Annotated in this window: 17 protein-coding genes and 1 riboswitch; of the genes, 5 read left to right on the top strand and 12 right to left on the bottom strand. The window is 62.0% G+C overall.

The window, feature by feature from the left end:
- The first annotated feature begins 33 nt into the window (after positions 1–33).
- Together TM49_RS19820 and TM49_RS19815 are read left to right on the top strand one after the other, a co-directional pair.
- The gene (locus TM49_RS19820; RefSeq protein WP_045683770.1) at positions 34–450 is read left to right on the top strand and encodes a MerR family transcriptional regulator; all 417 of its coding nucleotides are present in this window, start codon (positions 34–36) and stop codon (positions 448–450) included.
- A 200-nt stretch (positions 451–650) separates the two neighbouring features.
- Entirely contained in the window at positions 651–1,142 is a 492-nt protein-coding gene (locus TM49_RS19815) for a GNAT family N-acetyltransferase (RefSeq protein WP_045683768.1), read from the top strand.
- A 113-nt stretch (positions 1,143–1,255) separates the two neighbouring features.
- Here the strand turns inward: TM49_RS19815 and TM49_RS19810 are convergent, their stop codons facing one another.
- The 6 genes from TM49_RS19810 to TM49_RS19785 form a co-directional block, all read right to left on the bottom strand.
- On the bottom strand, positions 1,256–2,116 hold the full coding sequence (locus TM49_RS19810) for a cytochrome c (RefSeq protein ID WP_045685545.1): 861 nt from the start codon (positions 2,114–2,116) through the stop codon (positions 1,256–1,258).
- Positions 2,117–2,319: 203 nt separating this feature from the next.
- Positions 2,320–2,763 carry a c-type cytochrome gene (locus TM49_RS19805; RefSeq protein WP_045683766.1) on the bottom strand — a complete coding sequence of 148 codons (444 nt, stop codon included), beginning with the start codon at positions 2,761–2,763 and terminating at the stop codon, positions 2,320–2,322.
- A 125-nt stretch (positions 2,764–2,888) separates the two neighbouring features.
- Complete coding sequence (thiD, locus tag TM49_RS19800; RefSeq protein ID WP_045683764.1) at positions 2,889–3,686, bottom strand: bifunctional hydroxymethylpyrimidine kinase/phosphomethylpyrimidine kinase; 798 nt, start codon at positions 3,684–3,686, stop codon at positions 2,889–2,891.
- A complete protein-coding gene (gene thiE, locus TM49_RS19795) occupies positions 3,683–4,315 on the bottom strand; it encodes a thiamine phosphate synthase (RefSeq protein WP_045683763.1) in 633 nt (210 codons plus the stop codon). Before thiE ends, thiD begins: the two co-directional genes overlap by 4 nt.
- A complete protein-coding gene (thiM, locus tag TM49_RS19790; RefSeq protein ID WP_425283297.1) occupies positions 4,312–5,109 on the bottom strand; it encodes a hydroxyethylthiazole kinase in 798 nt (265 codons plus the stop codon). Before thiM ends, thiE begins: the two co-directional genes overlap by 4 nt.
- Positions 5,110–5,158: 49 nt before the next feature.
- Positions 5,159–5,253: riboswitch (TPP riboswitch) on the bottom strand.
- Positions 5,254–5,297: 44 nt separating this feature from the next.
- Complete coding sequence (locus TM49_RS19785; protein ID WP_045683760.1) at positions 5,298–6,071, bottom strand: hypothetical protein; 774 nt, start codon at positions 6,069–6,071, stop codon at positions 5,298–5,300.
- An 80-nt stretch (positions 6,072–6,151) separates the two neighbouring features.
- Between TM49_RS19785 and TM49_RS19780 the strand changes: the two genes are divergently transcribed.
- Positions 6,152–6,583 (top strand): hypothetical protein, encoded by a 432-nt coding sequence (locus TM49_RS19780; RefSeq protein WP_144409624.1) that lies wholly within the window; start codon positions 6,152–6,154, stop codon positions 6,581–6,583.
- A gap of 77 nt (positions 6,584–6,660) precedes the next feature.
- Here the strand turns inward: TM49_RS19780 and TM49_RS19775 are convergent, their stop codons facing one another.
- Complete coding sequence (locus TM49_RS19775) at positions 6,661–8,157, bottom strand: CoA-acylating methylmalonate-semialdehyde dehydrogenase (protein ID WP_144409623.1); 1,497 nt, start codon at positions 8,155–8,157, stop codon at positions 6,661–6,663.
- A gap of 228 nt (positions 8,158–8,385) precedes the next feature.
- Between TM49_RS19775 and TM49_RS19770 the strand changes: the two genes are divergently transcribed.
- The gene (locus TM49_RS19770) at positions 8,386–9,270 is read left to right on the top strand and encodes a LysR family transcriptional regulator (protein ID WP_045683754.1); all 885 of its coding nucleotides are present in this window, start codon (positions 8,386–8,388) and stop codon (positions 9,268–9,270) included.
- Between the two features lie 16 nt (positions 9,271–9,286).
- On the opposite strand, the gene TM49_RS19765 is transcribed toward TM49_RS19770, so the two are convergent.
- The 3 genes from TM49_RS19765 to TM49_RS19755 form a co-directional block, all read right to left on the bottom strand.
- Positions 9,287–9,814 carry a dual specificity protein phosphatase family protein gene (locus tag TM49_RS19765; RefSeq protein ID WP_045685543.1) on the bottom strand — a complete coding sequence of 176 codons (528 nt, stop codon included), beginning with the start codon at positions 9,812–9,814 and terminating at the stop codon, positions 9,287–9,289.
- A 93-nt stretch (positions 9,815–9,907) separates the two neighbouring features.
- A complete protein-coding gene (locus TM49_RS19760; RefSeq protein ID WP_045683751.1) occupies positions 9,908–10,495 on the bottom strand; it encodes a hypothetical protein in 588 nt (195 codons plus the stop codon).
- Positions 10,492–10,869 carry a YciI family protein gene (locus tag TM49_RS19755; protein ID WP_045683749.1) on the bottom strand — a complete coding sequence of 126 codons (378 nt, stop codon included), beginning with the start codon at positions 10,867–10,869 and terminating at the stop codon, positions 10,492–10,494. Before TM49_RS19755 ends, TM49_RS19760 begins: the two co-directional genes overlap by 4 nt.
- Positions 10,870–11,179: 310 nt before the next feature.
- Here TM49_RS19755 and TM49_RS19750 point away from each other — a divergent pair, with 310 nt between their 5' ends.
- Positions 11,180–11,653, top strand: coding sequence for a DoxX family protein (locus TM49_RS19750; protein ID WP_052699957.1), 474 nt, complete (start codon positions 11,180–11,182; stop codon positions 11,651–11,653).
- 73 nt (positions 11,654–11,726) lie between these two features.
- Here TM49_RS19750 and msrQ read toward each other — a convergent pair whose 3' ends face one another.
- Positions 11,727–12,389 carry a protein-methionine-sulfoxide reductase heme-binding subunit MsrQ gene (gene msrQ, locus TM49_RS19745; RefSeq protein WP_045683748.1) on the bottom strand — a complete coding sequence of 221 codons (663 nt, stop codon included), beginning with the start codon at positions 12,387–12,389 and terminating at the stop codon, positions 11,727–11,729.
- A gap of 13 nt (positions 12,390–12,402) precedes the next feature.
- Entirely contained in the window at positions 12,403–13,380 is a 978-nt protein-coding gene (msrP, locus tag TM49_RS19740; RefSeq protein ID WP_045683747.1) for a protein-methionine-sulfoxide reductase catalytic subunit MsrP, read from the bottom strand.
- Positions 13,381–13,508 lie beyond the last annotated feature (128 nt).

Below are 13,508 nucleotides of genomic sequence, written 5' to 3'. Positions count from 1 at the left end.
CTAGCGACTAGAGCTTCAAGAGGTTTTTTCGACATGCTTTCGATTGGCGAGCTTTCCCGCAGGACCGGCGTGAAGGTGCCGACCATCCGCTATTACGAGACGAGCGGCCTCATCCGTCCGGCCGAGCGGTCTGAGGGCAACCAGCGGCGTTACGGCGAGGACGAGCTCGAGCGGCTCGCCTTCATCCGCCACGCGCGTGACCTCGGCATTACCATCGACGCGATCCGCGAATTGCTGGAGCTTTCGGCCCATCCGGAGGAGCCATGCGCGCGTGCCGACGTGATCGCCCGCGAGCATCTCGACGCCGTTCGGGCCAGGATTGCGCGGCTGAGGCGGCTCGAGGATGAGCTGGAACGGATCGTCTCGCGTTGCGACGGCCATGCCGTGGGCGACTGCTACGTCATTCGTTCGCTCTCCGATCATGGCCTATGCGTCCACGAGCACGACTGAGTTTTCGAATTGACAATCCTGGCGTTTGAGCGCATTGGATTTGTCATGATCAGACACGCACTCACCACCGCGAAGTATTTTTGGCTGTTCCGATAGGAGCGGCCGCGTTTGATCTTGTTCAACACCGGTCGCCAGGGGCGGCAAGGTGTTGAAAACGTCACGTCCCCGGCGGCACTGAAAACGACCAAGGGACGAAGACAATGATAGATGATCAGGATGAAATCTCGCTACCAAGACCCGCACTGATGACCATCAGGAAGGCGGTCGCGAACGATATTCCGCAACTCGTTGAAATGATCGGCATGCTCGCTGCCTTCCACGGCGATACCTCGGAGGCGAGCGAGGAGGGGCTCAAGCGCGATCTCTTCGGCCCCGCGCCGTGGGTGACGGCGCTGGTAGCCGATGCCGGAGCGGAGCTTCTCGGTTACGCCATGTTGGCACCGCTCTACCGTGCCCAGCAGGGCAAGCGCGGCATGGATCTCCACCATCTCTTCGTGCGCGAAGGCCACCGCAACTACGGTGTGGGCCAGCATCTGATTGCCCGTGCCCGCGATTTCGCCAAAGCCGCCGGCTGCGCCTATCTCTCCGTCAGTGCCGCGACCGGCAACATCAACGCCCACCGTTTCTACCAGCAGATGGAATTCAGCGCCCGGCCTGTGACCGGCATGCGCTACCTCCAGACGCTGGCGTAATGAGGCGGCTTGCAGCATCGGCCCGAAAATCGGAATCGATTTTCGGAAAGCACGATGCGTAGATTCAATAGGTTTAGAGCGTCCTTTGTGCATCCGAATGGATGCACGGCGCTCTAGTGCGCTGGCACGGCCTTCAGATAGGCTCCGATCGCCTCAAGGTCCGAGCGAGGCAGATGCGACATGTTCTGCTGGACCTCGACCATGGAGCCGCCGGCGGAATCGAAATCGGGCGTGAAGCCGGTTTCGAGATAGTCGGCGATCTCGCCCGCCGACCAGTTGCCGATATCGGGCGAGCCGGGCGTGATGTCCGGTATCCGGCCTTCGCCATCGGGATTTGGCCCGCCGGCCAGCCACTTGCTGTATTCCGGGCCGCCAAGCGCGTTGCGCGGTGTATGGCACTCGCCGCAATGGCCGGGGCCTTCGACAAGGTACTGGCCGCGCATCACTTCGGGTGAACTGCTTGCAAGTTCGACCCTGGGCTTGTCGACGAAATAGAGAAGCTTCCAGAAGCTGAGCGCCGGACGCAGGTTGAACGGGAAGGCGATCTCGTGCGGCTTGCTCGGCTCCGGACTCGGCGGCAGGGTGCCGATATAGGCATGCAGGTCCTTGACGTCCTGATCCTTCATCCGGACGTAGGAGGTATAGGGCAGGGAGGGGTAGAGGTTGCTGCCATGCCGGTCGATTCCCTTCTTCACTGCATTTGCGAAGTCGACGAGTGACCAGTTGCCGATGCCGTGGCTTTTGTCCGGGGAGATATTCGGCGCATAGAAGGTGCCGAAATCGCTGTGGATGGCAAGACCGCCGGAGAGCACGAGGCGTTCCTCGCCGGTCGTACCGGGCGCGGCGTGACAGCCGGCGCACCCACCAGCCCAGAATACCTTTTCGCCATTGTCGACATTGGCGGCTTGAAGCGTCTCGAAATCCGCCGGATCGAGTTTGGCGGGCGTGAAGGCGACCGCGAACGCGCCGCCCATGAACAGCGCCGCGACGATAAGAACGACGACAACAAGTTTTTTCACCGGACGCCTCCCTGGACGCTGATCTCCGCCCGCCGAGAGCGCCGGACGGAGCCGATTCTAACGTAAGGCGCGGAAAACCGAAACCGGTTTTCCGCGTCACGCATATCGAGAGCGTAACAGCACCTTGCGCCGCAAAAGAGGCGGCGCGCGCAAGGGCGTCAGTTCTTCACGCGATAGAGCTGGTGGCAGGTACCGCAATTGGAGCCGAGCGACTTCACGGCTGCGCCGACAGCGGCCTGATCGGCGGGGAGATCGGCAAGCAACGCATCCGCGGCACTTGCGAGCTTTTCGGAGTGGGCGGTGAAATCGTCCATGTTTTCCCAGATTTTCGGGCTCGCCTCGGTGTCGAGGCCGGTTTCGGAGCCGGGCGGGAAATGGGTTGGAAAGTCCTTGGCATTGGCCGAGATTGTCGACAGCGCGCCTTCGACGACGACCGGATCGTAGGCATTCTCGCCCTTGGCGATGGCGCCGAGCTGGCCCATGGCGCGGCCGATGCCCTTCATGTCATCCTGACGCAGAATCTGCGGCGCGTCCTCGGCGACAACAGCGCCAGCGCCAAGACAGAGCGCGACAACGCCGGCGATCAAATAACGGTTCTTCATAAAGCCTCCTTCACTGCAAGGCGGCCTCTCTGCCGCCGCGTTCATATCGTCAGTATGAAGGCTAAGTGTGTAAAGATGAATGGCGGTTGGCCCGTCAGCCACGGTTCTCACGAATTATTGATGATTTACCAGAATGCGTGGAAATGGTGCGTCGGTCCGTGGCCCGAGCCGACCGACAGCGAACCGGAAGCAGCGATTGCGTGAGTGACATAGTCCTTTGCCGTGCGCACCGCCTCCTCGATCGAGGCACCCTTGGCGATCTCGGCGGCGATGGCGCTTGAGAGCGTGCAGCCGGTGCCATGCGTGTTCCGGGTGTCGATCCGTTCGCCCTCGATCCAGGTGGAGCCTTGTGCGGTGACCAGGAGATCAGGGCTGTCGCCACCGTCGAGATGGCCGCCCTTGAGGAGAACTGCCGTCGGGCCGAGCGCCCTCAGGTCGTTTGCCTGGGCGAGCATCTCATCGCGGCTTTGCGCTTCCGGCCTATCGAGCAAGGCTGCTGCTTCCGGCAGGTTCGGCGTGAGCAGAACCGCGAGCGGCAGCAGTTCGTGCCGCACTGCCTCGATCGCATCTTCGGGCAGCAGGCGGGCGCCGCCCTTGGCGACCATGACCGGATCGAGCACGACCGGGGTCTGCACCTGCGTGCGCAAGCTGTCGGAAATCGCGCCGGCGATATCGGCACTGGCGATCATGCCGATCTTGATGGCGCCGACCGCGATATCATCGAAGATCGCGGCAATCTGCTCGGCGACGAAGGCCGATGGAACGTTGTGGACCGATGTCACGCCCTGCGTGTTCTGCGCCGTCAGTGCGGTCAGCACGGCCATGCCATAGGTGCCGCGTGCCGAAAATGTCTTGAGGTCAGCCTGGATGCCGGCGCCGCCTGAAGGGTCGGAACCGGCGATCGATAGAACGTTCGCAATCATCTCTTTGCCTTTTCGATGGCCCGGGCGAGCGCAAGTGTCGCCTGATAGGGATCGGGCGTGCCGCAGATCGCCGAAACGACGGCAATGCCATCAGCGCCCGCTTCGAATGTGGCGCCCACATGGCTTTCTTTCAACCCGCCAATCGCCACGGTAGGCAGTCCGGCAAGGGCGATGATCTGCTTCAACCCGTCGAAACCGACGGGCGGTTCGTGGCCGGGTTTGGTCGATGTCGCAAAGACCGGGCCCGCACCGATATAGTCTATGCCGGCCGGATCGAAGCGCTTCGCGATCTCAATGCCATCGACCGAAACGCCGAGCAGCTTGTCTGGGCCGATCATGGCCCGAACCTGTTGCGGGCGCTCGTCGGACTGGCCGACATGGACACCGTCGGCATCGATCGCGATCGCCGCCTCGACGTCGTCATTGACGATCAGCCGTGCCGGCGTGCCATCGGTGACCGCCTTCAACTGGCGACCAATGTCGATGCGTTCCGATGTCGTCGCCTCCTTCATGCGTAGCTGCACCATGGTCGCCCCGCCGCGGATCGCCTGCCGCGTGGTCTCGACCATGCCGTAATCGCCGCAAAGTTCGGGATCGAGCACGAGGTAGAGGGAAAGGTCGAACTTCATGCGATTTCGACCTTTGCCTTGAGTTCTGCCGGGTTGATCGCGGCGAGCGTGTCGAGGAAGGCGACCTGGAACGAGCCGGGGCCCTGGGCCAGCTGATGCGCGCGCTTGCCGGCAACGCCATAGAGCGCCAGCGCGGTGACGGTTGCCTCGAAGGCATCGTCGCGCCAGGCGCCGGCGAAGGCGCCGACGAGGCAGGTCAGCGCGCAGCCGAGTGCCGTCACCTGCGGCATCAGCGCCGAACCGCCACCGATGCGGGCCTCGCGCTCGCCATCCGTGACAAAGTCAGTTTCGCCCGTGACAGCGACGACCATCTTGCGTTCGCGGGCGAGTGCGCGCGCGGTCTCCTCCGCCGCCTCCACGGTGTCCCCCGCATCGACGCCCTTGCCGCCGCTGGTGGCACCCGAGAAGGCGAGGATTTCAGACGCATTACCGCGCAGGATGGTTGGCCCGAGGTCGAGGATCTCTTGCGCGGCCCTGGCCCGATAGCTGGTGGCGAAATGGGCGACGGGATCGAGCACCCAGGGCGTGCCTGCCGCCTTGGCGCCAGCCGCCGCGGCCTTCATGCCGGCGATCCATGGCGGCGACAGCGTGCCGATATTGATGGTGAGCGCCGAAACGATGCCGGCGAACTCGCCGGCTTCCTCCTCGGCATGGATCATCGCCGGCGAAGCACCGGCAGCCAGCAGCACATTGGCGGCGATGTTCATCGCCACATAATTGGTGATGCACTGCACGAGCGGTGTCTCGGCGCGCATTTTTTCGAGGATGGTGTCGACGGCGATCGTTGTCATGATGGTCTCCCTGTGTGTGGCGGGGAAACGCTCAGGGCCGGCAGAAGATCGAAAGCGGACCCGAGTGACTCCCTCCGCCGGTATGATCCGGATCAGGTTCGAAGGGTGCTTCTCAGCCGGCTTCCACCGACGCCCCTGTCGCTCTTGTGGGGTCGTTATAACAGAAAAAATCCGCTTGGTAAGGGGCGGCGTTACTCCGGCGTGGGGGGCCGCCATCCCATGTCGCCGCAAGGTCCGGTGGTCGCGAGGACGGCTGCGAGATCGCGGTCCCTGACCGCCTGCTCGACGAAGCGCCTTCGCTCGGGCGAAAGCTGGGCGGCGAGATTGTCCTGGTTCCAGGCGCGATACCAGTAGATGAAGTCGTCGTCGAAGAGGCGCTGCTCGTTGGCCGTCTGCGTGCCAGTCAGGCTTAGCCGCAGATAAAAAAGCACATCCGGATTCAACGGCGTCATGCCCTCGCCATTGTCTGTCACGAGGAAGGAAAGCAGGGCGGCCTCGCTGCCTCTTTGGGCAGCTTCCTGTAGACGATCCATCAGCGCGGCGAACTCGGCCTCCCGCTCGGTTTCGGGCTCGCGGGAAAACTGGCCGCAATAGCGGAGATCGCTTTGCACAAGTTCGCCCTTGGCCAGCCTGAACATCTCCATAACATAGGGCAGAGTCATGCAGGTGTTGAGATTGTCGAAGGCACTATCTGTCTGAATGTATGCGCGCCAAAGTGCATATCGTTCGTCCGGTGGTCCTTCCTGTGCATATGCCGGGTAACGCTTCTCGTAGATTTCGTAGTGCCCGCGGAGATAGTCACCGCAGTCGGGGATGCGGGGATTGTATTCGAGTTCGGAGGTCACGAATTCCCATTCCTCGAACGTCATTTCCGACCGGACGGGCTGCGGGTGGTCCTCGAAAGACCAAGCGAGGGCAGCGGGAGCTGTCACGACGAACAATATGAAGGTCAGCAGCGCCCGCATCTGCAGTTTCCTACAAAATTCCCGCTAGGTAGTTGAAGTGTAGCATTTCTCCTCGTTTGAAAAAAGATGGAGAAATGTCAATGGCTACTGATAGCAGGCGCTGTCGTGAACTTGGTCAGAATGCAAATGAAGCGCGTGCATTTTTGAAGCAGGCCGTCCGAGAGGAAGAACTGAACAAGCAAGAAGTCCGCAAGCTTGAAGAATTCATCTCACAGAGCCAGGGCAAGCTGATAAACTTGGAACAAGGGCTATCGATCATACTTGCCAGTGCCGTAGATCTCCTGAGATCCCTTATGAAAAGCAAGCGGCGCCTTCCGTTTCCAAAGCCGGAAAGCGCACCGGAAGCGATCGCACAGTTCAAACTCATTGCAGATGAGAAAGCGCAATTGAAAGAAGCGAAGCAACTTCTCGCTTATAGACGAGACCAATTGGCCCAGAAGCGTCGAGACATCCCATATTTTCAAGGAGCGCTCAAAAAAAACGCCGACGTCCAGAGACGAAATGGCTGCTAAAGCGACGCTTGCAATCGGGTATAGTGAGGTTGTCATATCTGCCTCCGCCCCGGCATACGGGGCGGAGGCAGCGATCGTCACTTCATCGTTGGCATCGAGAATTCGGCGCCCGAGCGGATGCCCTTCGGCCAGCGGCTGGTGATGGTCTTCATGCGGGTGTAGAAGCGAACGCCTTCCGGGCCGTGCATGTGATGGTCGCCGAAGAGCGAGGCCTTCCAGCCACCGAAGGAGTGGAATGCCATCGGAACCGGGATCGGCACGTTGATGCCGACCATGCCGACGCGGATCTTGTGCGCGAATTCGCGGGCGGCGTCGCCGTCGCGGGTGAAGATCGCCGTGCCGTTGCCGAATTCGTGGTCGTTGATCCACTGGGCCGCCTCGTCGTAGCTCTGCGCACGGGCGATCGAGAGCACCGGACCGAAAATCTCCTCCTTGTAGATCTTCATGTCGGTGGTGACGCGGTCGAACAGGGTGGCGCCGACGAAATAGCCGTTCTCATAGCCCTGCAGCTTCAGTCCGCGGCCGTCGACGACGAGATCCGCGCCTTCGGCAACGCCGGAGTCGATATAGGAGAGGATACGCTTCTGCGCCTCGGCCGTGACGAGCGGGCCCATATCGGCTTCCGGATCGGTGCCGGGGCCGACCTTCAGGGCAGCAATGCGGGGCTTCAGCTTCTCGATCAGCCGGTCGGCTGTTTCATCACCGACAGGCACGGCGACCGAAATTGCCATGCAGCGTTCGCCGGCAGAGCCGTAACCGGCGCCCATCAGCGCGTCGGCGGCCTGGTCCATGTCTGCGTCGGGCATGACGATCATGTGGTTCTTGGCACCGCCGAGCGCCTGGCAGCGCTTACCGGCTGCGGTCGCGGTGGTGTAGATGTAGCGGGCGATCGGCGTCGAGCCGACGAAGGAAACGGCCTCGATATCAGGATCGGTGAGGATCGCGTCGACGGCTTCCTTGTCGCCCTGCACGACATTGAAAACCCCGTCGGGCAGACCGGCTTCCGTCAGCCATTCGGCGATCTTCAGTGAGGCGGAGGGATCGCGTTCGGAAGGCTTCAGAACGAAGGTGTTGCCGCAGGCAAGCGCCACCGGGAAAATCCACATCGGCACCATGGCCGGGAAGTTGAAAGGCGTGATGCCGGCGACGACGCCGAGCGGCTGGCGCATCGACCAGCTATCGACGGCGGTGCCGACGTTTTCGGTATATTCGCCCTTCAGCAGCTGCGGGGCGGCCGTGGCGAACTCGACCACTTCCATGCCGCGCTGGATTTCGCCCATGGCGTCGGAAATCACCTTGCCGTGCTCGGCAGTGATGATGGCGGCGAGCTCTCCGATGCGGTCCTCGAGAATGCCGAGGAACTTGTTGAGGATGCGCGCGCGCCGCAGCGGCGTCGTGCCGGCCCAGCCGGGAAACGCCGCCTTCGCCGCTTCGACCGCAGCGCGGACATCGGCAGGGCTTGCCAGCGAAAGCTCGCCGCTCTGCTCGCCGGTTGCCGGATTATAGGTCGGAACGGTGCGGCTGCCGCTGCCGGCCACGCTGTTGCCGCCGATGAAATGCTGGATCGCCTTCATGATGTTTCCTCTGGTTTTTGGCACCGGGTCGCGTCCCGGCTGTTCAGTTCGATGCTGGCACTCGGCTTGATTTCGCATAGCCCCCTTCGATCTCTCCACTCAAGGCGGGAGATTGTTGGTTGAGAGGCATCGCCCAGTCCGCTACGCCAACACCTTCGCCTATTCATTTCTGCAAAGAAACAGGATATTTCAAAAATCCATTGTGCGTAAATTGAAGGGCATGGGCATATGGACTGGGATCATCTGCGGGTCTTTCTCGCGGTGGCGCGGCGTGGGCAGATGCTTTCGGCGGCGCAGGCGCTGGGGCTGAACCACGCGACGGTGGCACGGAGGATCAACGCGCTCGAGGAGGCTCTGGGCGAGCCGCTGTTCGAGCGGCGTCCTTCCGGCTCGACGCTGACGGAGGCGGGCGAGCGGCTGCTGACGACGGCAGAGCGGGTGGAGACGGAAATCCTCAACGTCACCGAAGAGACCCGTGCCCACGGCGCCGGACTTTCCGGAACGGTGCGCATCGGCGCGCCGGATGGGCTCGGCACCTATTTCCTCGCGGCCGAACTCGGCAGGCTGCAGCAGGAGCATCCCGATCTCATCGTCGAACTGGTACCGCTGCCGCGCACCTTTTCGCTGTCCAAGCGCGAGGCAGATCTCGCCATCGCACTCGATCCGCCGGAAGAAGGACGGCTGGTGGTCTCGCGGCTCGCCGACTATACGCTCGGCGTCTATGGGGCGGAAGATTATCTTGCGCATGCGGGCGTACCGGAGGAAGAGGAGGCGCTGGCCGGCCATGTCGTGGTCACCGGGGTGGAGGACTACGCCTATGCATCGTCGTTGAACTATGCCGGGCATCTGGCGCGCTTTGCCGGTCGGCAGTTCCGCTGCGCCGGCGTCGCGGGGCAGATGGAAGCGGTGAGGGCCGGCATCGGCGTCGGCATCCTGCATGATTTCGCCGCCCGCGATGTGCCGGGGCTCAGGCGGATCCTGCCCGGCATCGGCTTCCGTCGGTCCTATCACCTGCTGTCGCATCCCGACACCGGCAGTCTCGCCCGCATCGCGCTGCTGCGTGGCTTTCTGACCCGGCGTTTCAGGGAGGAGAGGGCGCGGTTTGCGCCCTGAAATTCTGCTCTGACGGTCAGCTCGGCAGGCCGAAAACCTTCTCGAGCCCTTCCCAGGTCTCGTCCATGGCGTAAGGGCCGATCACGGGAATGCCGATATGACCGTAAATCGGGGAGAGCTGCCATTCGGCCTGCTCCTCACCGATGCCACCAAGCTGCTGGAGGTAGATCACCGAGGCAAGCCCGGTGCGATCGGCACCTGCCTTGCAATGGATCAGGATCGGCTTCGGCGCATCGCGCATCAGCGCGATCAGCTCCATGCTGCGGTCGACGGAAAGCATCTCGCGGTCGGACATGCCGAAATCGATGTGCTCGACGCCGAGCTTGCGGCTTGTGGCAACCTCAGCATCGTACCAGCCCTTACCCGGGCGGGCGCCCCGCAGGTTGATGATCGTCTTGATGCCGTAGCGCTGCACATAGTCGGAAAGTTCGGCGGCATCCGGTTGAGCGGAGCGATAGAGCTCGCCCGCCTTAACCTCGTGGAAATTGCCTGAGAGCTGCAGGCCGCCGAGATAGAGCCCGGAGGCAAGTGTAAAGAGCCCCAGGCCGCCCAGCGCGCGCCGCACGATCCGCTTCATCCTGCCTTTGTGCCTGCCTGCGATCATGTCCGTTTCCTCGGAAAGCAGTTTCGAATGTTTCTAATCTTTTGCCGGCTCTTCGGCAAGTCTCCTGTGATCTGAGACCAGGCTTTCCGCAAGCCTCGCCATGGTATCACCATCGGCCGCATCGATGAGCGTGATGTCGTGACGGCGCGCGGCTTCGAGCCCCTCTGCATTCTCCCGCAGAGAGCGTTCGGTGAAGACGTCAACGAGCGCACGCGCCTCGGTGCTCAGCGTGTCGTACTGGCTGCTGATGCGGATGCGGTCTGTCAGAAAGGCGGGGTCGGCGTGGAGAAACACGCGGGCGGTGGCATTCCATCCGGCCATATATTCCGGACGCAGGGCCGAGCCTTCGAGGACGAGGCCCGCTGCGGGGGCCGTCTCGATCAGGTTTCCAAGCCGCGGGCGCATGTTCTCATGATGCACCTTCAGGAACCAGTGGATCGTCTCCGGCGAAAGGCTCCGGTAGAATTCGGCAACCTCGGGCCGCACCACCGGCCAGGGCCGGCCGGGATGGCGGCCAAGCTTGTCCGTGGACATGACATCAATGCCGAGCCGGTCGCCGAGCCGGGCGGCGAGCGTGGATTTTCCGGTGTGCGACGTGCCGCCGATCAGGATGATGGTCATGTCTTGTCGAAGAGCTCGGCGAAATCCTCGGCCGCGTAGACAGGGCGGATCTCGATTTCGCTCGGGCCGGGCATCGGGTTCGGGCAGCGCTTTACCCATTCCACCGCCTCGTCCATGTCCTTGACCTGCCAGATCCAGTAACCGGCGACAAGCTCGCTGGTCTCGCCGAAGGGGCCGTCGATGACGGTGCGGCCGGCGCCATCAAAAGCGACGCGCTTGCCTTGCGAGGAGGGCTTCAGACCGTCTGCCTCCTGCAGGATACCGGCCTTCACCAGTTCCTCATTGAAGCGACCCATCGCATCCAGCAGTTCGATGGTGGGCATCACGCCCTTTTCGCTCTCAGCGGTCGCCTTGACCAGAATCATGACCTTCATGCCTGTCTCCTCCGTCACTCCAGAATGCCTGACCGATCTTTTTGCACCCTAGGCACGCAAAAGGTGAACACTGTGTCCAATAAAGCGAAGCCTGTTTTTTGATCTCGATCAGGCGGCCAAATCGATCGAAGCGTAGTTTTGGCCTCGAACAAAAGGTTGCTCCGGACAACATCCGGTTGACATCCGACAAGCCGCCGGTCCGGCATCAAACGGAAATCCCGTCATCCTTCGCGATGACGATCTGACCGACGACAGGTCCGACCTTTCGCTCAAGCGAATTCGTCAGAACTCTTTCAAAAGGCAGAGTGCCATGATTACCGAAATTGACAAACGCTTTCTCCTGGTCATGCGTTTCCTGATGGCCTGGACCTTCCTCTACGCGTCTTCGCACCAGGTCTTCGACCCGAACTTCAGCGTCACCGGCTTCCTCAGCCACACCACCACCTTCCATTGGCTGTTCGCGCCGCTCACCGCGCCGGCCATCGCGCCGGTGATGAGCTTCCTGGTTGCCTATGGCCACCTGGCGATCGGTCTGTCGCTGCTCTTCGGTTGCCTGGTGCGCATCAGTGCTCCGATCGGGGCCGGCATCCTGTTCTTCTACTGGATGGCGCACATGACCTTCCCGTTCATCAGCGATCACAACAACCTGCTGATCGACTACCACATCGTCACCCTTCTTTACATCGCCATCAAGGGTGCGGGGCAGTGGGTCGGCATCGATGGCTGGCTGGCCCGGCAGGAAACCGTTCGGGCACATCCCGGCATGCTCAAGGTGGTCGGCTAAGGCATAGCTCCGATCCGACAAAAACGCCCGCGACCATCGGCGCGGGCGTTTTTGTCGCTTGGGAGCTTCTGTTCTATTTCGGCGCCATCTGCATCCGGGCTGCCTTCCTACGGGCGCGCTTGCGCTCCATCAGGGTCGGCCGCAGGAAGCGGTAGCCAAGCAGCAGCACGGCGATGGCGATATAAATCATGATTTCCGGGCCGATCACCTTGCGGGCCATGGCAAAATGCAGGGTGCCGAGCGCCGTGATTTCGTAGATGAAGGAGTGGATCCTGGTCCAGTTCTTCTTCAGCTTGCGGATCGACCAGTTGTTGGAGGTCAGCGCCAGCGGGATGAGGAGCACCAGTGCGATCATCCCGAAGGTGATGAACGGCCGCTTGATGACGTCCTGAACGACCGTGTTGACGTCCATGCGCTGGTCGAGCACGAAATAGACCAGGAAGTGGAAGCACACATAATAGAAGCCGAGCAGGCCGAGCGCGCGGCGATAGCGCAACAGGTTGACGTCGGCGAGCTCGCGCAGCGGCGAGATGCAGAGCGTCAGTAGAATGAAGCGCAGCGCCCAGATGCCGAGAAGATGCTCGAATGTCTTCACCGGGTCGACGCCGAGCTGGTTGGTGGCGCCGAGGTAGAAATACCAGACGGCCGGCAGCAGGCCCACTACATAGAGGGCCCAGACCGAGGCCGGTCGCCACCAACTGGCGGCCGGGCGTTGTGTCGCTGCGTTGGCGTTCATCGTGTCCTGCCGGTCAGTAGTTTGCGGTGAGGTCCATGCCGGCATAGAGGCTCGCGACCTCGTCGCCATAACCATTGAACTTCAACGTCGGAATGCGTTCTCCGCCGAAAAAGCCGCCGCCGGAGCCGATCACGCGCTCGGAGGCCTGGCTCCAGCGCGGATGCGGCACATCCGGATTGACGTTGGCGTAGAACCCGTACTCGTTCGACTGCAGCAGGTTCCAGCTGTTCGGCGGCTGCTTGTCGGTGAGCGTGATCTTGGTGATCGACTTGATGCCCTTGAAGCCGTATTTCCACGGAACCACCAGCCGCATCGGCGCGCCCGACTGGTTGAGCAGCGTCTTGCCGTAAAGCCCGACGGCGATGATCGTGAGCGGGTGATTGGCTTCGTCAAGCCGAAGACCCTCGACATAGGGCCACGGCATGGGCTGGCCGAAACCGCTCTGGCCGGGCATTTCCTTCGGCCGCACCACACTTTCGAAGGCGACGTATTTGGCCGATCCGGTTGGCTCTGCCATATCGATGATCGATTTCAGCGGAATGCCCACCCAGGGGATGACCATCGACCAGGCTTCCACGCAGCGCATCCTGTAGACGCGGTCTTCCAGCGGGAACTTGGTCATCAGGGTTTCGATGTCGACGGTCTGCGGTTTCTGCACCATGCCGCCGATCTCGAAGGTCCAGGGATAGGGCTGGAATCTTTCGGAGTTGCGGTAGGGATCTTCCTTGCCGGTGCCGAATTCGTAGAAATTGTTATAGTGGGTGATGTCCTCGTAGCTCGTCACCTTACGGTCGGCAGGCGCGGGGAAGGGGCCATTGACGGTCTTCAGATCTTCGCCCTGCTTCAGGTCGTCCGCAGCGGCGAATGCACCGGGCGCGCCAAGGAACGTGGCGCCGGCCGCGAGCCCTGCGATGAGCGTACGGCGTTTCAGATAAAGATGTTCCGGGGTGATTTCCGAAGCCGGAATATGCGGCGGCTTGTAGGCGGACATGGGCTGCCTCCCGTAATGTTCGTGCTGAACCTGATACGCAGGAACATCGCCGATAGTTTCATCTTTAACAAGAAACGTTGCGACCACATTTTTGTGTAGGGGTTGTGAGGCTGAGGCGCGACGCGGTA

Source organism: Martelella endophytica, from assembly GCF_000960975.1.
In the GTDB taxonomy this organism is placed as follows: Bacteria; Pseudomonadota; Alphaproteobacteria; order Rhizobiales; family Rhizobiaceae; genus Martelella; species Martelella endophytica.
This window is presented reverse-complemented; position numbering and strand designations above follow the sequence as displayed.